At 67.1% G+C, this 21,019-nt stretch carries 5 protein-coding genes; 4 read left to right on the top strand and 1 reads right to left on the bottom strand.

Translation table 11 applies throughout. The features are described 5' to 3' along the window. The first annotated feature begins 18 nt into the window (after positions 1-18). Complete coding sequence (locus ACZ60G_RS02680; protein WP_465806613.1) at positions 19-807, top strand: SDR family oxidoreductase; 789 nt, start codon at positions 19-21, stop codon at positions 805-807. A gap of 90 nt (positions 808-897) precedes the next feature. On the opposite strand, the gene ACZ60G_RS02675 is transcribed toward ACZ60G_RS02680, so the two are convergent. Further along, complete coding sequence (locus ACZ60G_RS02675) at positions 898-1,395, bottom strand: SDR family NAD(P)-dependent oxidoreductase (protein WP_465806611.1); 498 nt, start codon at positions 1,393-1,395, stop codon at positions 898-900. 139 nt (positions 1,396-1,534) lie between these two features. On the opposite strand from ACZ60G_RS02675, the gene ACZ60G_RS02670 reads away from it, so the two are divergent. The 3 genes from ACZ60G_RS02670 to ACZ60G_RS02660 all read left to right on the top strand — a co-directional run bounded on the left by ACZ60G_RS02670 (position 1,535) and on the right by ACZ60G_RS02660 (position 21,017). After that, the gene (locus tag ACZ60G_RS02670; protein WP_465806609.1) at positions 1,535-2,113 is read left to right on the top strand and encodes a TetR/AcrR family transcriptional regulator; all 579 of its coding nucleotides are present in this window, start codon (positions 1,535-1,537) and stop codon (positions 2,111-2,113) included. A gap of 369 nt (positions 2,114-2,482) precedes the next feature. Further along, positions 2,483-2,791 (top strand): hypothetical protein, encoded by a 309-nt coding sequence (locus ACZ60G_RS02665; protein ID WP_465806607.1) that lies wholly within the window; start codon positions 2,483-2,485, stop codon positions 2,789-2,791. Positions 2,792-2,825: 34 nt separating this feature from the next. Further along, complete coding sequence (locus ACZ60G_RS02660; RefSeq protein WP_465806605.1) at positions 2,826-21,017, top strand: amino acid adenylation domain-containing protein; 18,192 nt, start codon at positions 2,826-2,828, stop codon at positions 21,015-21,017. The last annotated feature ends 2 nt before the right edge of the window (positions 21,018-21,019 follow it).

Here is a 21,019-nt window from a genome sequence, read left to right as displayed (position 1 = left end):
TCAAGAAAGGCATGCATCATGGATCTCGGACTCGACGGCAAGACCGCTGTAGTCACCGGCGCCAGCCGTGGTATCGGGCTGGCCATTACCGAAGCGCTCGCCGAGGAAGGCGTCCGGGTGTTCGGCGTGGCCCGCAATATCACACCGGAGCTCGAAAAAGCCGCGGCCGGAACGGTTTCCGCCGACCTCAGCACCGCGGAGGGCGCCGCCGCCGCGGTGGATGCCGCACTGGTCGAACTGGGGGGGATCGACATCCTGGTCAATAATGTGGGCGGCGGCGACGGTGACAACCTCCTTCTCGGCGGGTTCCTCGACATTCCGGACGAGCAGGTGCGAAAGGTGTTCGACCTCAATCTGTTCGGCATCATCACCACCACGCGCGTAGCCCTGCCGAGCCTGATCGAGCGACGCGGCGCCATCGTGACCGTCTCGTCGATCAATGCCCGCGTGCCCGCGGCGGGACCGGTCGGCTACAGCGAGGCCAAGTCTGCCCTCACCTCGTTCAACAAACGCCTCAGCGAGGAGTTCGGCCCGCAGGGGGTCCGCGTCAACACCGTGTCCCCGGGCGTGGTCGGCACGGACATCTGGCGTGGACCCGACAATGTCGGCGCGAAGCTCGCCGCAGCCAATGGCCTTGCGCAGGAAGACTTCCTGGCGGCCGTCCCCGCGCAGTTCGGCATCGCCTCCGGCCGCATCTCCGAACCGGGCGAGGTGGCCGCGCTCGTGACCTTCCTGGCGTCGGACAAGGCCGCGAACATCGTCGGCTCGGACTTCGTCATCGACGGCGGGACCGTCAAGACGCTCTGACCGGTCCGCTGCCATTTCCGACTCCGGACCGATACCATCGATCAACGATCGGCGTTCAACAGACGACGGGGCGTGCGCTCAGAAATAGCGCTATTGGACCGACCAGCCGCCGTCGGAGGCGAGGATCTGGCCGTTGATGTTCTCGCTGTCGTCGCTGAGCAGCCACGTGATCGAGGAGGCGAGTGTCGCCGCGGTGGTGACCGGAGGTATCAGCGCGTTGAAGGCGCTGAGTCGCTGCTGGGCGAAGGCCGACTCGAACCCGCCGGTAATGCCGGTCGCGGTGGGGCCGGGGGCGACGGCGTTGACGCGGATGCCGTTGGGCCCGTAGAGGAATGCGGCGCTCTTGGTGATGCCGACGACGGCGTGTTTGGAGGCCGTGTAGGCGGTTCCGGCGGCATTGCCGCGCAACGAAGCTTCGGATGCCACATTGACCACCGAGCCCCGGCCGGCGGCCAGGAATTTCGGGATGACAGCGCGGCAGAGCTTGAACGTGCCGGTGACATTGACGGCGAAGACGCGCTCCCACACGTCATTGTCGATCTCGTGCAGCGGCCGCATTCCGTCCATGACACCGGCGATATTGGCCAAGCTGCGTGCGTTGACCGTCCAGCAATTATGTTACCGCAGTCTCATAATAGGGGTGGGCGTGCATCCCGGACACGAGGCCGACAGGTCGAATCGATCAGCGGAACCCGGCGCTCATGGAACAATCGGCATGGTGGTTTCGATGGCACAGGGAGCGGCACGGGCGGGTCGTCCGGTGAACCTGCAGCTTCGATCGGCGGTTCTGGCCGCTACCGCTGAACTGCTCGTCGAACACGGCTATGACGCGGTCACGATGGAGGCCATCGCCGCGCGGGCGGGAGCGGCCAAGCAGACGCTGTACCGGGTGTGGGGCTCCAAGGCCGAAGTCATGGCCGACGCGGTCCTGCAGGGCGCCTTCGTGATGACCGCCGGTCCGGTGCCGAATACGGGTGATCTGCGCCGGGACCTCGCCGCGTGGCTCGACGGTATCGCCGACTACCTGCGGCAGCCCGGCGTCGGCTCGGTCGTTCGCGCGCTGGCCACAGCATCGACCGCCGCCCCGCATCAAAGCGACGCATTCGATCGCATCCTTACCGAACCGGTGAATAAGCTGATCATCGAACGTCTGCACGCCGCGCAGAGCACTGGTGATCTGGCTGTGCGCGTATCGACGGGGACGATCGTCGATCTCATCGTGGGCTATCTCACCCTTGCCTCGATCGGACGAGCGCCTCTCGATGAAAAACGCATTCGCGAACTCGTTGCGGTGCTCATACCCTGAATTAACGGCGAACTCGACCAATGCATTCGCCGTCGGATGCGGCGGGAGGAACGCTTTGCTCACAAATGCGGCAAATCGGTCTCGGTGTCGGATGGTAACGGCGAATCGCCGCATTACGCGGGGCGAGTTGCCTGCTGATTGCTCGACCACATGGGCATGTTCGGCTGAAGGAATCCGTATCCGGGAATTAGGTCGAGCCGGATGCAATCGGTTGACGTGTCCGTTGCGAATCCCTGAGGACAGTTGATTTCGAGTAGAGGTGTCCGGTATGTCCACAGTCGGTATATCGGTGGTTCGGGGGGTTGTTCCGGCGGCGGGGCCACCGGGGATTGTTTTGCATTCGATACAGCGACCCCTGTGCGGGGCGCTGTGATCACTGGTGTCCTGGATGGTGTGGCCGACGAGTCGGGTAACGATGCCGGAGGCGGCGACGATGCCATCGAGTACCGGACGGTATCCGAGCGGCGGGCGATCGTATCGCCGCCGGCGGCGGTGAAGAGGGCGTCATCGTCGCAGGTCCCGGATTGTTCGGCGCTGGCTGCGCTGGCCAGGGAGGAACGCGGACTCGACATAATCGAGACTGCACGCGTGTTGGAGATCGTGTACGGCCAGACCTTGTTCGTGCTCGTCGGTCCGGCGCGCGACACCGTATCGGCAGCCGGTGCTCGCGCTTATTGAGTTCCTGAAATGAACGATATAAGCGGAGGTCGAAATGGACCAGTCGAAGAGTGGTATGGATGACAGTCCGAACCGGTCTGAATCGTTGCGAACCGGCTCATTCCGCTCTTCCGGAAACCCGGATTCGGGTAACGGTTCCAGCACGCTCTCCAACGGTGATGGATACGCGCGACCATCGCCGTCCGGCGTTCTTCCGCTGACCGCGGCGCAGCGGGGAATATGGTTTGCCCAGCATCTCGCGGAATCGTCGCCGATATCTGTGGCCCAATACGTCGAGATCGCGGGCGAGCTGGACGTGGAATTGCTTGCCGAGGCATGCAGAACCGCCAGTCGCGAGTTCGGATCCGGACATATGCGCCTGATCGAGGTCGACGGAGAGCCATGCCAGTTCGTCGACGAGAAACATGGAGCTCAGGTGTCGTTCATGGACTTGCGGCGGCACTCCGATCCGGTTGCGACTGCGCACCGAATTATGGTTCAGGATTATTCGGCTCCGCTGGACTTGTTGCACGACGACCTCATGACGAGCATTGTGTTCCAGGTCGGCGCGGACCACTTCCTGTGGTATCAGCGCGCGCACCATATCGCGCTCGACGGATTTGCCGCGGTGACGATGCTGCACCGGATAACCGAGTTGTACAACGCTTGGGTGAAGTTCGAGGAAGCGGCTCCCTGCGCGGCGCAGGACCTGGGGGCCGTCGTCGAGCAGGATCTGGCGTACCGAGGCTCGGAACGTCTCGACAACGACCGCGGATACTGGCTGGAGCACTTGGCAGGCGCGCCGCCCGTCGTCAGCCTGGCCGGTCGCGTGGGCAAGCCCACCATTCATCCGGCGCTGGTCAGCGCGGAGCTGCCGGACGCCACCGCGCGACTGCTGGAAAGCGTCGCGCTCGAGCACGGTCCGAGCGCGACTCCGACCATCGTCGCGGCATTCGCCGCGTATCTCGCGCGGATGACCGGAAGCGATGAAGTATTGCTGAGCCTGCCGGTCTCGGGTCGGCACTCTGCCGTGCTGCGCCGTTCCGGGGGGATGGTGGCAAATGTGGTCCCGCTGCGAGTGCAGGTCGCGGGCCGCACCGTCGGTGAACTGGTCGCCGCTGTGCTGGGCGAGCTGACGAGTGCTCTTCGGCGGCAGCGCTACCGCCAAGAGGACATATTCCGCGATATGGGGATTGCGCGCGACGAGGCGGCATCCTTCGGACCGGCCGTGAACCTCATGATGATCGAGAACGAGGTTGTGCTCGGCGATACGACAGGCCGCCTGCACGTTCTCACCTCGGGCCCCACCGCCGACCTTTTCGTCAATATCTACGCGGGTGCGGGCAAGGGCAGTACACATATCGACTTCCAGGGGAATCCGAATTCCTACAGTCCTGAGGAACTCGCCGGTCACCACCGCCGCTTCCTCATGTTCCTGCACGAGTTCCTCGCCGGGGGAGCGGGATGTCCGGTCAGCAGACTGCCGCTGCTCGAAGTGCGGGAACGGTCTGCGCTGCTGCCGGTGCGTGGGCCCAGCGGGGTCGAAACACGGCTGCTTCCCGAGTTGCTGAGCGAGAGCGCGCACCGGAATCGAAGTGCGTGCGCGATCGCCTCGGCCGGGCAGACGATGACGTATGGCGAGCTCGACACCAGATCTTCGCAGCTGGCCCGGCATCTCATAGCTCTGGGTTGTGGGCCGGACACGGCGGTGGCGATCATGCTGCGCCGCTCGGTCGAGTCGGTCGTGGCGACATGGGCGGTCGCGAAATGTGGGGCCGCGTTCGTCCAGTTGGCCCCCGAGTACCCGTCGAAGCGGATAGCACATATGGTCGCCGACAGCGGCGCAGCCGTGGCGATCACGGTCGATGCCCTGCGCGGGCGGCTCCCGCGGGAGATACACCATGTGGTTCTCGACGACCCCGGGACCCGGTGGGAATCCGACGCCGCTGGCGGGCCGATTTCCGACGATGACCGTATCCGGCCACTACGGCCATCCCATGTCGCCTATATGACGTATACCTCGGGATCCACCGGAACGCCGAAAGGCGTCCAGGTCACCCACACCGGCCTCGCGAATCTCGTTGCCGACCGCGCCGCCGCCTACGGCATCGACACGACATCCCGCGTGTCCTATGCCCTCTCGCCCAGTTTCGACGCCTCCCTGGAACAGTTTCTGACCTGCTTCGCGAACGGATCGACGCTGGTGATCGTGCCGCCGGAAGTGACCGGCGGTGAGCCGCTCACGCAACTGCTGGCCGACGAGCACGTGACCCATCTGACGCTGACGCCCGCGATGCTGGCAACCGTGGACCCGCGTGCGACGACCGACTTGCGGGTGGTCGTGGTCGGTGGTGACGTGTGTCCACCGCACGTCATCGAGCGGTGGACCTCGTTGTCCGTGTACAACGAATACGGTCCCACCGAAACCACCGTGACCGCCGTCGGCGCCATGCTGCGACCCGGCCGCGCGCACACGCTCGGTGGCCCCATCCGTGGCTTCTCGGCGATGGTGCTGGACCGAACGCTGCAACCGGTGCCCAAGGGCAGCGCGGGCGAGTTGTACCTCGCCGGGCCGGGATTGGCCCGTGGATACAGCCATCTGTCCGGCGAAACCGCCGCCCGGTTCGTCGCCGATCCGTACGGCGACGTCGGCGAGCGGATGTACCGCACCGGCGACATCGCGCGCTGGACCGGCGACGACGGCGAAATGACGCTGGAAATGCTGGGGCGCAGCGACTTCCAGGTCAAGATCCGCGGATACCGGATCGAACCTGGCGAAGTCGACGCCGCGCTGGCCACACACGAGGACGTGGATCTTTCCGTCACCGTGCCGGTGCAGAACAATGCCGGTACGACCGTGCTGGCCTCCTATGTCGTCCCGGTCAGCGGCCGTCGGATCGATACGTTCGAACTCCAGCGCTTCGCCCGCGATTCGCTGCCGCCGCATCTGGTCCCGGCGGTGATCCTCGCGTTGGACAGCCTCCCGGTGAACGCCTTCGGCAAGCTCGATCGCCGCGCTCTGCCGAAGCCTGAATTCGGGACCGAGCCGGTTGGCCGGGTCCCGGCCACCGGCCGGGAAAAGACGCTCGCAAGGCTGTTCGCCGAGGTGCTCGGCGTGCCTCGGGTCGGGGCGGACGACAGCTTCTTCGCCCTTGGTGGCGACAGCATTCTGTCGATCCGGCTGGTGGCGCGGGCCAAGGCCGAGGGACTGAGTTTCTCCACACAGGATGTGTTCGTGCACAAGACCGTCGCGGGCCTGGCGGCCATGGCGGCGGAAGCCTGCGATATCCCCGAGCTGGCCGAGTTGCCCGGCGGCGGCGTAGGACCGATGCCGCTGTCGCCGATCATGCACGCAATGCTCGATCGGGGTTTTTACGACCGATTCGCGCAGGCCGCGCTCGTGCAGCTGCCCGAGGGGGTCGATCGAGCGGGTCTCGTGCGCGCATTGGGATCCCTGCTCGACCGCCACGACATGCTGCGCGCGGCACTGCGCGGCGGCGATTCGGTTGATCGGTACGTCGAGGTACTCGATCGGGAAGCGGTCGACCCGAACGCCGCGCTCATCGATGTTCGGCTCGATCGACGTGACGCCGCCGAAGTCGACCGGCACTTGCACAAAGCCGCGGATCGCCTGGACCCGGGCAACGGTGTGCTCGTTCAGGCCGTCTGGATTCAGGATCGCAATGGCTCGGGACCCGACCTGATGTGGCTGGTGATCCACCATCTCGCCGTCGACGCGGTGTCGTGGCGCATCATCCTCGCCGACCTCGCGCAGGCCTGGGCGCAGGTTTCCGGCGGCGGCGAACCGCACTTCGGCCCGGTCAGCACCTCGTTCCGGCGATGGGTGCACGGTTTGGTCGAGCAGACACCGGGCAGGCGCTCGGCGGAGCTCGACCTGTGGAAAGACGTACTCGAGCGCGGCGATCAGCTACTCGGATCGCGCCGCCTGATCCCGGATCGTGACATCGGCGCCACCGCGGGCCGGATACGTCAGCGGATCCCAGCAGCGGTTGCCGAGACGGTTCTCACCACCATTCCGGACCGCTTCCACTGCAGCGCCAACGATCCGCTGCTGGCGGCCCTGGTACTGGCACTCGGTGAGTGGCGGCGCAGGCGCGGAACGGCGGCGGCCGCCGGAGAGTTGATCTCGCTGGAGGGACACGGCCGCGAGGAGCGGGCCGTACCCGGCGCCGATCTCAGCGCCACCGTGGGCTGGTTCACCACACGCTTCCCGGTCCGGATCGACTGCGGGAATATCGACCTCGATGATGCGCTGGCCGGCGGAAAGGGTGCGGGACTGGCGATAAAGCTGGTGAAGGAGCAGTTGCGCGCGGTGCCCGGCAACGGCATCGGCTATCAGATGCTGCGTCATCTCGATTCCCAGGGCAGCGCCGAGCTCGCAGGCCAGCCCGAACCTCAGATCAGTTTCAACTACCTCGGGCGGGTGGGTGTCGGTGAACGCTCGGGGCCCTGGGCACCCACCACCGAATTCACCGCACTGACCGCGACGAGCGATCCAGATATGGCGCTGTCCGCCGTGCTCGATATCAATGCGATCGCCGAGGAAGGTCGTGACGGGCTCGAACTCGACGCGACCTGGGAGTTCGCCTCACGGGTGTTGAGTGGCGACGAGGTCGACGAACTCGCCGGGCTGTGGGCTCGAGCCCTGGGGGCGCTGGCCGAGCACGTCCGGTCCGACACCACACCCAGCTTCACTCCATCCGATTTCCCGCTCGCCGCGGTATCGCAGGACGATGTCGACAGCTGGCTGCGGGAATACCCGTCGATGACCGATGTGTGGCCACTCACCGCCCTGCAGTCGGGGCTGCTTTTTCACACGGTCTACGACCGGGACGGCGACGACGGCTACATCGTGCAGGCGGCGCTGACGTTTGCCGGGCAGGTGGATGGGGAGCGGATGCGGCGGGCCGCGCAGGTGCTCATCGACCGGCACGACAGCCTGCGCACCGCATTCGTCGAGAGTGCCGATGGGCCACGTCAGATCGTGTTGCGCGACATTGAAGTCGACTGGGACGAGTCGAGTGTCACCGATGTCGACCAGCAGGCAGCAGCACTTCGCCGACTCGCGACGGCGGCTGCGGCTCCGTTCGACCCGGCGCGACCGCCGCTGGTTCGCTTCCACCTCGTGCGCACCGGCGTCGATAGATTCCAGTTGCTGGTGACCAACCACCACCTCGTGCTGGACGGCTGGTCGATGCCCCTGCTGATCCACGAATTGCTCGCGCTGTACATATCTGATTGCGATACCGCCGAACTCGCGCCTCCTCGTTCGTACCGAGAGTATCTGCAGTGGCTACAGGCTCAGGATCGCGACGCCGCAACCGCCGCGTGGCGGGAGATGCTCGCCGGAATCGACAGTCCGACGCGGGTCACGAGCGGACCGGATCGGACCGTCACCGCGCAGGCAGGCGAAGTCGGCTTGAACCTGGACGCCGCGACCAGCGCCGCGATTCTCGATCTGGGCCGCTCGCACGGCGTCACTGCCAATACGGCCCTGCAGGTGGCGTGGGCATTGCTGGTGGCCGTCCTGACCGGACGGTCGGACGTGGTGTTCGGCAATACGCTCTCGCACCGCCCGCCGCACATTCCGGATGTCGAGCGCATGGTCGGGCTCCTCGTCAACACGCTGCCCGTCCGAGTCCGGCTCAAACCCGAAGAAACCGTCGGCGACCTGCTCGCCCGCGTGCAATCCGAGCAGGCCGCAATGCTGGATCACCAGCACATCGGCTTGGCGGAGCTGCAACGGGCCACCGGTATCACCGATATGTTCGACACCGCGACGGTGCTCGAGTCCTATCCGCTCGACCGGGAACTGTTGGCGCGCAATCTATCCGACGCCGGATTGCGGCTCGTCGAGATCGACGCGCACGACGCCACGCCATATCCGCTGAGTTTGCAGGTGACCCCGCCGCGGTCGAGTCGCGGCGGCCGACCGGACGCCGACGAGCCCGGCACTTACACGGTCACGCTGAAATTCGCCACCGACCGATTCGATTCGGAGGAGGCCCGCACGCTGCTCGAACGATTCGAGTTGCTGCTCACGCAGATCGTCCGCGATCCGGCCCGGCAGGTCGCGGCGATCTCCTGCTGCTGGGATTCCGAACGCGCGGAACTGTTTTCGGCCGTCAGCGCGGAGCCGGCCGCGGAGCTCGTGCTGCGCGACATCCTGTCCGGGACCGCGCGCAGGTATCCGGATGCCGTGGCTGTCCGGTCCGGTGACACCACGTGGACCTACCGTGAGCTGGACCGTCGCGCCGACGGGTTCGCTCGCCTGCTGGCCGGCCATGGTGCGCGCGCCGAGTCGATCGTCGCATTGGCCGTTCCCCGTTCGGCCGAACTGGTCGTCGCGATCTGGGCGGTAGCGAAAACAGGTGCCGCCTTCCTGCCTTTGGATCCCAGCAATCCCGCCGCGCGGATCGGGGAGTTGCTGTCCGACTCGCGGATCACTCTGGGCGTGACGACCAGCGCTGTGGCACCGCAACTTCCGGATACTGTCGACTGGTTGCTGCTGGACGCTTCGGCTTCGGACGCTCATGCGGGCCAACCTCGTCCGGTCGGGGCCGACAAGCTGTCGGCCGACAACGCGGCATATGTGATCTACACATCCGGATCGACCGGAAAACCGAAGGCGGTCCACCTCAGCCATCGAGGTCTGGCCGACCTTGTCGCGGCGCAGGTCGACGCCTTCGGTGTGGGTACGGATTCGGTGGTGTTGCAGGTCGCGTCGCCGGGATTCGACGCTTGCTTGTCGGAGTTGCTGTTGGCGCACAGCAGCGGCGCCTGTCTCGTGGTGGCGCCACCGGAGGTGTACGCCGGGACCGACCTCGAGGATTTGCTTCGGTCGCAGCAGGTTTCGCACGCGATCATCACCCCGTCTGTGCTGAACACCATGGATCCGTCGCGGACGCCCTCGTTGACATCGCTCGCGGTCGTCGGCGAAGCGACCGGGCCGGACACCGTGCATCGGTGGGGCCCGGGGCGACGGCTGATGAATCATTACGGGCCGACCGAGTGCACGATCTGGGCGACGGGGTCGGATGCCCTCGCATCCGGCGAGCCGGTGACGATCGGTGGCCCGATCCGAGGTGCGTCCGCGATGGTTCTCGACACGTGGCTGCGACCGGTGCCGGTCGGTGTCGCGGGCGAACTCTATATCGGTGGGCCCGGACTTGCCCGCGGGTACGTCGATCGACCGGGTGTGACCGCGTCGCGCTTCGTCGCGGACCCGCGATCCACCCGCGGCGAGCGGATCTATCGCACCGGTGATTCCGTGCGCTGGGTGCGCGGACGCACCGGGTTGGTACTGGAATACCTGGGCCGCGGCGATCAACAGGTCAAGATTCACGGCCTGCGGATCGAGCCGGGGGAAATCGATGCCCATCTGGCCCGGCACCCGGACGTGGCGAGCGTCGCCACCGTCGCGGTGCAAGGACCTGCCGGCGAACCGGTTCTGGTGTCCTATGTCGTCGCCGCGCCGGGCGCTGCCGTGGATGTGGCAGCACTCGGCGACGATCTCGCGGGCAGGCTACCCCGCTATCTGAATCCCGCGGCGATCGTGCAGCTCGACGAGATGCCGTGCACGCCTACGGGAAAGATCGATCGGAAAGCGTTGCGGCAGCGCGCCTTCGATTCCGACGCCGCAGCAGGCAGGCCGCCGTCGACGCATGCGGAGCAGGTCGTGGCGCAACTGTTCGCCGATGTGCTCCATCTCGACACGGTGTCCGCCGACAGCAACTTCTTCGCGCTCGGCGGGGACAGCATCGTCTCGATGCGGCTGGTGGCGCTGGCGAGATCCGCCGGGCTCACGCTCACGCCGCGAGATGTATTCGAAGGCAAGACAGTTGCCGCCCTCGCCGCAATGGCGGGCGGCGATGCGGATGCGGTGCCCATCGAGGAACCCGCTCGACGCTCGACGGCGGATCGAACCTCGGATCATCCGCTCGTCGTGCTGACAGAACAGGACATCGATCGGCTGGAACGCCAGTATCGCGGGCTGTCCGACGTTTGGCCGTTGTCGCCCATGCAGTCCGGGATGCACTTCGACTCGACGTTCGACCCGGATGCCGGGGACAACTACACCGTCCAGACGATGATCGGATTGTCCGGCGCGGTCGACGGTGAGCGGCTGCGACGCGCCGCCCAGGCCGTGGTCGACCGGCACGATATCCTGCGGGCCGCCTTTGTGGAGACGGCTGCAGGGCCGTGCCAGATCGTGCTGGACCATGCCGAAATCCCGTTCCGGGAGATCGATCTCACCGGCAGTGGCGACGCGGAATCGCCCGCCGACGCGGGATCCATCGCGGCGGCGGACGCGGCGGCGGGATTCGACCTGTCGGCTCCTCCGCTCCTGCGCTTGACGCTGATCCGTCTCGATGCCGGGTCCTTCCGGCTGCTTGTCACGAATCACCATGCGATCCTGGACGGCTGGTCGATGCCGTTGCTGATGCGAGAACTGCTCGACTACTACGGATCTCCCGCGCATATCGACTCCGCCGGTCCCGCTCCCTCCTACCGCGACTATCTGTCCTGGCTGGGCCGGCAGGACAGCGCCGCATCCAAAGCTGCATGGGCGCAAGCCTTTTCGGATGTAAAAGCACCCACCCGGGTGTCCCGCGAAGCCGCCGCGGCGGGCTCCGTATCCGCCGCCGAGGTCACGGCCGAACTCACGGCGGATCGTTGCGCCGAACTCCGTCGAGTGGCGGCGGAGACGGCGGTCACCATCAATTCGGCGGTGGCCGCGGCCTGGGCGCTGAATCTGCGCGTATCGACCGGTGAGAGCGATGTGATCTTCGGCGCCGCGGTGTCGGGCCGACCTCCGGAGTTGCCGCTGGTCGATCAGACGCTCGGTATGTTCCTGACTACGGTTCCGGTGCGAGTCCCGCTCGAACCTACTATGACGGTGCGCGAGTTGCTGACCGGCATTCAGGCGCGGCACGCTCGCATGCTGGAGCATCACCATATCGGCCTACCCGAGATTCACCGCAGCGTCGGCCTGCCCGAACTCTTCGACACCGCTATCACCTTCCAGTCGTTCCCCGTCGACCGGACGGCGCTGCAGGAACTCGTCGATTCGGCGGGTTTGCGGGTGGACGAACTCAGCGGTGTGGACGCGGCGCCGTACCCGCTGAGTCTGGTCGTGGAACCGCAGCAGTCCGCGAACGGCGAGGCGCGGGGGCTGCGGATCATCCTCCGATTCCACGAGCGCGTATTCGACACCGCCTCGGCGCGCCGCATCCTCGACCGCTTCGTCGAGTTGCTGTGCCGGATCGCCGCGAACGCGGACGTGCGGCTGGGCGAGCTGCCGCTGGACGAGGAACCGGGGCCCTCGTGGCCGATTTCGGTTGCGGATGCAGCGATTCCGGACACGTTGGACCGCATACTCGCGGTTTCCGCTGCCGCCGAACTCGACGCGATCGCCGTGCGGTTCGGTACGGCCGCCATGACCTACCGGCAACTGGACGAGCGATCCACGCGTCTGGCTCGGATCCTGCTGCGGCACGGCGCCCGGCGGGGACAGATCGTCGCCTCCGTGCTTCCGCGATCCCTTGCGGCGACGGTCACCGTGTGGGCCGTGGCCAAGGCCGGCGCCGCCCTGCTGCCGATCGATCCGATCCTGCCGGCGGAGCGCATCGAATATCTGCTATCGGACTCGAAAACTGTTCTCGGACTGACCGATACGTCAACCAGGAAGCATCTTCCCGAGGGGGTCGACTGGCTGATCCTCGACGCGGAGCAGACGCTCTGCGCCCTGGACTCGGTCCCTGCCGCGCCGATCACCGATGCCGAACGCGGAGGGCCGATTCGGCGGGATCAGACCGCGTACGTGAGCTACACCTCCGGGTCGACCGGAACGCCCAAGGGCGTTCTCGTCAGCCATCGCGGCTTGGCCGATATCGTCACGGCGCAGCGGCGAATGCTCAGCGTCGACCCGATGTCGGTGGTACTGCAGGTCGCCTCGCCCAGCTTCGACGCTTCGATCTTCGAGTTGATGATGGCGCACGGCTCGGGCGGTCGGCTCGTCATCTCGCCTGCCGATGTCTACGCAGGTCCCGAGCTGGCGAATCTGATCCGGCGAGAGGGTGTTTCGCATGCCATCGTGACCCCGTCGGCGCTGGCGACCGTACCGTGCGATGGTCTCGACGGGTTGCGCGTGCTGGCAGCGGCCGGTGAGCCGGTCGGGCCGGAACTCGTCGATCGGTGGGCGCCGCACCGCGCCATGCTCAATGTCTACGGGCCGACCGAATGCACCATCTGGGCTACCTCCGGCAACGCTCTGGCACCGGGTACCGCGGTCACGATCGGCAAGCCGGTCGGCCCGGTCGCGGCCGTGGTCCTGGATACTTGGTTGCGGCCCGTGCCAGCCGGCGTCGCGGGCGAGCTGTACCTGTTCGGCGTCGGCCTGGCCGATGGGTACGTCGCCAGGATGGGGCTGACCGCGGCGCGGTTCGTCGCATGCCCGTTCGGGGAGCCGGGTCAGCGCATGTACGCGACCGGTGACATGGTGCGCCGCACCGCCGACGGTGAGATGGAGTTCCTGGGGCGCAACGATTTTCAGGTGAAGGTGCGCGGCACCAGGATCGAGCTGGGGGAGATCGACGCGGTGCTGGGTGCGCGCGCGGATGTGGCATACGCCGTCACCGTGCCGCGCAGCGATGAGGGGCGACCGGTGCTGCTGGTGTCCTATGTCGCGCCCGCGACCGGGGCGCAGGTATCGGGCGCGGAGTTGCGTGCGGCGCTGGCCGAGGCGTTGCCCCGGTACATGGTGCCGTCCGCGGTGGTGGTGCTGGACGAGGTGCCGTTGACCGCGAACGGGAAGCTGGATCGCGAGCGGTTGCCCGAGCCGGTTGCCGTCGTGCGCGAATTCCGGGCCCCATCGCCGGGGTTCGAAGAGTTGGTCGCGCGGACATTCGAGCAGGTACTCGATGTGAACCGGGTGGGAGTCGACGACGACTTCTTCGCGCTGGGCGGCGATTCGCTGAGCGCCTCGCTGGTGGTGGCGCGCATAGGTGCGGCCATGGACGTGCGCGTGCCGGTGCGGTCGGTGTTCGAGGCGCCGACCGTCGCCGAATTGGCGGCGCTTGCAGGGACACTCAGTGGTGGGGGCCGGTTGCCCCTGCTGCCCGGCGTGCACCACGGCCCCGTGCCGCTGTCGCTGGCGCAGCAGCGGATGTGGTTCCTGAACCGGTTCGAGCCGGATTCGGCGGCGTACAACATCCCGGTGATGCTGCGGCTGTCGGGACGGCTGGACACCGCGGCGCTGGCGGCCGCGCTCGCAGATGTGATGGCACGTCACGAGGTACTGCGGACCGTATATCCGGAAGTCGCCGGTGAGCCGCGCCAGATCGTTCTCGACGAGCTCGCGCTGCCGGTGCAGCCGGTGCGCGTGCCTGCGGATTCGGTCCCGGATGTGGTGGGCGAGTTCGTGCGGCGCGGATTCGATGTGACCGCCCGGGTGCCGATGCGCGTGGGATTGTTCGAGATCGACAGTGACACAGGAGAATTCCTGCTGGTGCTGGTGGTCCATCACATTGCCGGCGATGGTCAGTCGATGGGGCCGCTGGCCCGTGACGTGATGGCGGCGTATGCCGCGCGACTGGCCGGGCACGCACCGGAATGGGAGCCGCTCGCTGTGCAGTACGCGGATTTCGCGTCGTGGCAACGGCAGATGCTCGGCGCCCCGGACGATCCGGCCTCGTTGATGTCCGCGCAGCTGGAGTTCTGGCGCTCGACGCTCGCGGGCGCACCGGACCGGCTGGAACTACCGGCGGACCGTCCACGCCCGGCCGTCGCCTCGCTGTCGGGAGGCCGGGTACCGGTGCGGATCGATGCGCGGTTGCACGAGCGGCTGCTCGCGCTGGCGCGGTCGCGAGGGTCGTCGCTGTTCATGGTGATGCATTCGGCGCTGGCAACGGTATTGGGGCGGCTCGGTGGCAGCGATGATGTAGTGATCGGCACTCCGGTCGCGGGGCGCGGCGAGCCCGGCCTGGACGATCTGGTGGGGATGTTCGTGAACACCCTCGCATTGCGGACCCGGGTGGATACCGGCGAGCCGTTCACCGAGTTGCTGATGCGCACTCGCGAGACGGACCTGCTTGCGTTCGAGCACGCGGACGTGCCGTTCGAGCGGGTCGTGGAGGAGTTGAGCCCGGAGCGATCGGCGGCGCGGCATCCGTTGTTCCAGGTGGCTCTGGCGTTCCAGAACGTGTCGACGGTCGATGTGGCGCTGCCCGGCGTCCGGGTTGCCCTTGCGGATGTGGATACCGGGGCGACCCAGTTCGACCTGCAACTGATGCTTTCCGATTCGTCCGGCAATACCGGTGTGGCACAAGGCATCTCGGGAATGATGACCTATGCGCGAGATCTGTTCGACGAGGCGACCGCCGCAGCGATCGTCCGCCGGTTGGTGCGAGTGCTGGAAGCTGTCGCCGACGACCCGGCCGTTGTGATCGGCGATATCGACTGGCTGGAAGCCGACGAGCGCTCGGCGCTCACGTCGCGGGTGGGGGCACACGCCGTCCCAGCGGAGCCGTCCGGATTGTTGCCGGAGGTTTTCGCCTCGGCCGTCCGGGACAACGGCGACGGCCTCGCCGTTGTCGCGGGGGAGGCCATGTTGTCGTATGCGCAGCTGGACGAGCGGTCCAGTCGGCTGGCGAGGGTACTCATCCGCCGTGGCGCCGGACCGGAGAGTTCGGTGCTGGTGGCGGCAGCGCGGTCGATGGAGTCCGTCGTCGCGTGGTGGGCGGTGGTCAAGACGGGTGCGGCATACGTGCCGGTGGACCCCGGCTATCCTGCCGCCCGGATCGCGCAGATGGTGTCGGATTCCGGTGCGCCGCTGGGGATTACATTGTCGTCGGTGCATGCCGAGTTGCCCGATTCGGTGGAGTGGATCGTGCTCGACGCCCCGGCCGTCGCCGCGCAGATCGACGCTGCGGCGAGCGGCCCGATCGGCGATGACGAGCGGCCGCGGCCGCTGCGGGCTTCGGATGTCGCCTACGTGGTCTTCACCTCCGGATCTACCGGGGTGCCCAAGGGCGTCGCCGTCACCCATTCCGGCATTGCCGACTTCATCTCGGGGTGGCGCGCCGATCCCGAACTCCGGCACACGTCCAGGGTATTGCATTTCGCGTCGCCGTCGTTCGACGCCGCACTGATGGAGATCCTGATCGCGGTCAGCCGGGCCGGTGCACTGGTCGTCGCGCCGACGGGGATCTACGGCGGCGGCGAACTGTCCGAGTTCCTCCGTGTGCGGCGGGTCACCCACGCCTTCCTGACCCCGGCCGCGCTCGCGTCGGTGGATCCGGCCGGGCTGGACGACTTGCGGCTGGTGATGTCCGGTGGTGAGGAGGTCCCGGCGGACCTGGTGAGCCGGTGGGCGGGCACCGATCTCGCAGGCGCCCGGAGGTTCCAGGTGCTGTACGGGCCGACCGAGGCCACGATGGTCGCCACGGCGACGGGTGCGCTGCGACCGGATGACCGGCCGACGATCGGTGCCCCGCTGCCGGGAATACAGGCGCTGGTCCTGGATGCCCGGTTGCAGCCGGTGCCCGTGGGGGTGGCCGGAGAGCTGTATCTGGCGGGCCCGGCGCTGGCGCGCGGGTACCTGAAGAGGGCGGCCGTCAATGCGGCGCGGTTCGTGGCCCATCCGTTCGGGGAACCGGGACGTCGCATGTACCGCACGGGTGATGTGGTGCGCTGGAATACCGACGGTGCCCTGGAGTTCCTGGGGCGCAACGATTCCCAGGTGAAAATCCGTGGCTATCGAGTCGAGGTCGGTGAGATCGACGCGGTACTGAGCGCGCGGGCCGAGGTGGCATACGCGGTCACGGTGCCGTGGCGTGCGGGCACGGGCCCGGCGCAGTTGGTGTCCTATGCGGTACCCGAAAACGGGGCGAGCCTCTCGGGCGAACAGTTGCGGGCGGCGTTGGCCGAGGTGTTGCCGTCTTATCTGGTGCCCACCGCGGTGATGATCCTCGACGCGATCCCCTTGTCGCCGAATGGCAAGCTCGACCGCGCGGCCCTGCCCCCACCCGTCGTCCAGGCCAAGCGATTCCGGGCACCGGAGACACCGGTGGAGGAAATAGTGGCAGGCGTATTCGCCGACGTCCTCGGCATCGACGGTCCGGTGGGCGCCGACGACGACTTCTTCGAATTGGGCGGCAACAGCCTGGTGGCCACCCGCCTGGCCGCGCGGATCGGCGCCGCGCTCGACGCGACCATTCCGGTATCGATGATTTTCGAGGCGCCGACGGTCGCGCGGTTGGCCGCACGCGCCGAATCGCGGGCCGACACCGGCCGGGTGGCGCTGACGGCACAGCCACGGCCGCAGCGAATTCCGCTGTCGTACGCACAGCAGCGGATGTGGTTCCTGAACCGGCTCGAGCCCGACTCGGCCGCCTACAGCATTCCGATCGTGCTGCGGCTGTCCGGAAAGCTGAATCTCGACGCGCTGCGCGCGGCCGTCGACGATGTGCTGAACCGGCACGAGGTACTGCGGACCGTATATCCGTATGCCGAGGGCGAGCCGTCGCAGGTCGTCCTTTCCACCGCCGAGGCAATCGCGCCCATCACCGTGACCCCGGTCGCCGAACCCGAACTGGCCGAGGCGCTGTCGGCGTTCGTGTCGCGGGTGTTCGATGTGACGGTCGAGGCGCCGGTGCGGGTGCGGTTGTTCGAGCTCGGGCCGGACGAGTGGGTCCTGGCCGTGTTGGTGCATCACATTTCCTGCGACGGGTCGTCGCTGGGCCCGATGGCACGGGACATGATGACCGCGTACACGGCACACCTGCTCGGGGAGACACCGAACCGGCCGCCGCTGCCGGTGCAGTACGCCGACTACGCGATCTGGCAGCGGACCGTGCTGGGGGCCGAAGACGATCCCGAATCATTGCTACGCGCCCAGATCGACTACTGGACAATCGAATTGGCGGAGCTCCCGGTTTTGCTGGAGCTGCCGACCGACCGACCGCGTCCGCCTGTGCAGACCTACGCGGGCGCGAGCGTGCCGTTGACCGTCGGCGCCGATCTGCACGCGGGATTGCAGCAGATCGCGCGAGCACACAACACGACCCTGTTCATGGTCTTCCACGCTGCGCTGGCGGCCACGCTGGCCCGGCTGGCCGGTACGGATGATATAGCGATCGGCAGTCCGTATGCCGGACGCGGCGAGCCCGAACTCGACGATCTGGTCGGGATGTTCGTCAACACCCTGGTGCTGCGGACCCGGCTTACCCCTGGGATGACGTTCACCGAGCTGCTCGAGCAGGTGCGCGCGACCGATCTGGCCGCGTTCGGGCACGCCGATGTTCCGTTCGAGCGGCTGGTGCAGGAGCTGAATCCGGTGCGCTCGCACGCCCACCATCCACTGTTCCAGGTGATGCTGGGATTCCAGAATGTCGGCAGGGCCGAGTTCGAACTGCCGGGGCTCTCGGCGTCGGCCATCACGGCCGACATCGACACCGCACTGTTCGATCTGCAGATCTCGGTGTCGGATTCCTACGACGCCACCGGTGCCCCGGCCGGCATCAGCGGCGCGGTGACCTACGCGAGCGACCTCTTCGACGCGACGACGGTGACCACGGTCGTCGATCGCCTGCTGCGGTTGCTCGGCGCACTGGTCACCGATGCGGCACAGCCGGTGCACGAGGTGGATCTGCTCGGCGCCGATGAGCGGGAAGCCGTTCTGACGCAGTGGAATTCGACCGATCGCAGGCTTCCTCCCGGCGAAACGCTCGCCTCGCTCTTCGCCCACTCCGTGCAGGCGCATGCGGACCGGCCCGCGGTGACATTCGGCGAACAGTCGCTGACCTATGCGGAATTCGCGTCTCGCGTATACCGGTTGGCGCGGTGGTTGATCTCGCGTGGCGTTGGTCCGGAGTCGTTGGTGGCGCTGCGGATGCGGCGTTCACTGGACCAGGTCACCGCCATGTACGCGGTGCACGCCGCAGGTGGTGGGTACCTGCCAGTCGATCCGGACCTTCCGGCCGACCGCATCGAGTACATGCTGTCGATCGCCGCGCCGGTGCTGGACCTGTCGTCCCTCGATGGGCTGGAGCTGTCCGGATTCGATGACGCGCCGGTCACCGACGCCGATCGGCTCGCACCACTGCGACCGCACAACATCGCGTACGTGCTCTTCACTTCGGGATCGACCGGGCGACCGAAAGGTGTTGCGGTATTGCACGGTTCGGTGGTGAACCAGCTGCTGTGGGTCAACGAGATCTACGCACTGACGCCGAATGACGTGGTGCTGCAGAAGTCCCCGGCCACGTTCGACATGTCGGTGTGGGAGCTGTTCGCGACACTGGCGATGGGGGCGCGGATGGTGATCGCGCGAGCCGACGGGCATGCCGACCCGGCCTATCTCGCCGAAACGATTGCCGCCGAGCGGGTCACGATCGCCGCGTTCGTGCCGTCGATGCTGGCGGTGTTCGCGGACGCGGTGTCTGCGGAGTCGCTGGCGTCGGTGCGGACGTTCCTGGTGGGCGGTGAGGCATTCGGCCCCGAGGTGGCGGCCGCGGTGCGGCGGATAGTGCCCGGAATCGAGTTGCACAATCTGTACGGGCCGACCGAGTTCACCGTGTGCGCGACCGCGCACAAGGTGACCGAAGCCGACCGCGGGAGCATGCCGATGGGCACGCCGGTATGGAATGCGCGGGCTTACGTACTCGACAACCGGTTACATCCGGTACCGCCCGGTGTTGCCGGGGAGCTGTACTTGGCGGGCGCCCAGCTCGCGCGCGGCTATCGGTCACGTCCGGGTCTCACCGCGGAACGATTCGTGCCCGACCCGTACGGTGACGGCCGACGCATGTACCGCACCGGCGATTTGGTGCGCTGGCGCCACACCGGCGAATTGGAATACCTGGGCCGCACCGATTTCCAGGTGAAGCTGCGCGGCCTGCGTATCGAACTCGGTGAAATCGAGGCAGTACTCGCAGAGCACCCGAGCGTCGCCCGGGCGATCGCTGTGGTGCACTCCACCGGTGCGGTGGACCATCTCGTCGGCTACCTGGTGCCCGCCGGCGGTGCCACGGTCGATACCGCGGCGGTCATGGCGTACGCGGCAGCCGAACTGCCCGACTACATGGTGCCCACCACGGTGATGGTGCTCGACACGGTGCCCCTCACCGCGTCGGGCAAGCTGGACCGCACGCGGCTACCGGAGGCGGTGCTCGCGGTCGGGGAGTTCAGGGAGCCCTCGTCGTGGCTGGAAGTCGAGGTTGCCCGGGCCTTCGGAGCGGTACTCGGCATGGATCGGGTGGGCGCCGACGACGACTTCTACGCATTGGGCGGTAACTCGCTGAAGTCGGTGCAAGTGGTGAGCGAGTTGCGCAAGGAACTCGACTACGAGGTTCCGATCAGCTGGATGCTGTCGGATCCCTGCCCGGCCGACCTGGCGAAGCGGATCGAATCCGGCATGCGCTCCGGGCCCGTGGTCGACCGGAGCGTCGGCTTCGACGTGCTGCTGCCGATCCGGACCGGCGGTACGCGACCACCACTGTTCTGTATCCATCCGGCCGTGGGCCTGTCGTGGTGTTACCGCACACTCGACCGGTACCTGTCCGACGGTCGGCCGATCTATGGCATTCAGGCGCCACAGATCGGCGGCGAGGTGCCTGGTCCGACGTCGATCGAAGAAATGGCCGAACGCTACTTCGACGAGATTCGCGCGGTTCAGCCACACGGCCCCTATCACCTCCTCGGCTGGTCGCTGGGTGGTGCGATCGCCCATGCGATTGCCGTCGAGATGCGCGCCGCCGGTGAACAGGTTGCGCTACTGGCACTGTTGGACGCCGAGGTGGGCGGTGTCGACGAGTCGACGATCTCCGCCGTCACGGCCGGGGAACTGATCAGCAATCTCGGCCCGGTCATGGGCGTCGATTTCGTGCGCCCCGATGCGACCGCCGAGGAGGCCGCCGACCTGATCGAACGGCACCTGGGCGGCAGCCTCGGCATCGACGCCGCAAGAATCGAGCGCCTGACCGACGCCTACAACCTGGCGGTCCGGGCGGCCGGCGTCTGGCGGCCCGCGGTTTTGGACAGCGACATGCTCTACTTCACCGCGACACGTGAAAGGCGATCCGATGTCGCGGGTCACGAGGGATGGGCACAGGTGGTCCGCGGGCGGATTTCGACTTTCGACATCGATGCGAGCCATCTCGCGATGACCGAACCGGGCGCGATTGCCCAGATCGCCCGGATTCTCAACGCACGACTGGAGCGATGACC

The sequence above is a fragment of the Nocardia sp. NPDC102475 genome (assembly GCF_055584605.1).
Note: the sequence above shows the minus strand (reverse complement) of the source record. Positions and strands in the feature narration are given on the sequence as shown.

Excerpts from the sequence above, each read along its gene's own strand:
- ACZ60G_RS02660 (WP_465806605.1), top strand. The coding sequence starts at position 2,826 with ATGGACCAGTCGAAGAGTGGTATGGATGACAGTCCGAACCGGTCTGAA.
- ACZ60G_RS02680 (WP_465806613.1), top strand. The coding sequence starts at position 19 with ATGGATCTCGGACTCGACGGCAAGACCGCTGTAGTCACCGGCGCCAGC.
- ACZ60G_RS02670 (WP_465806609.1), top strand. The coding sequence starts at position 1,535 with ATGGCACAGGGAGCGGCACGGGCGGGTCGTCCGGTGAACCTGCAGCTT.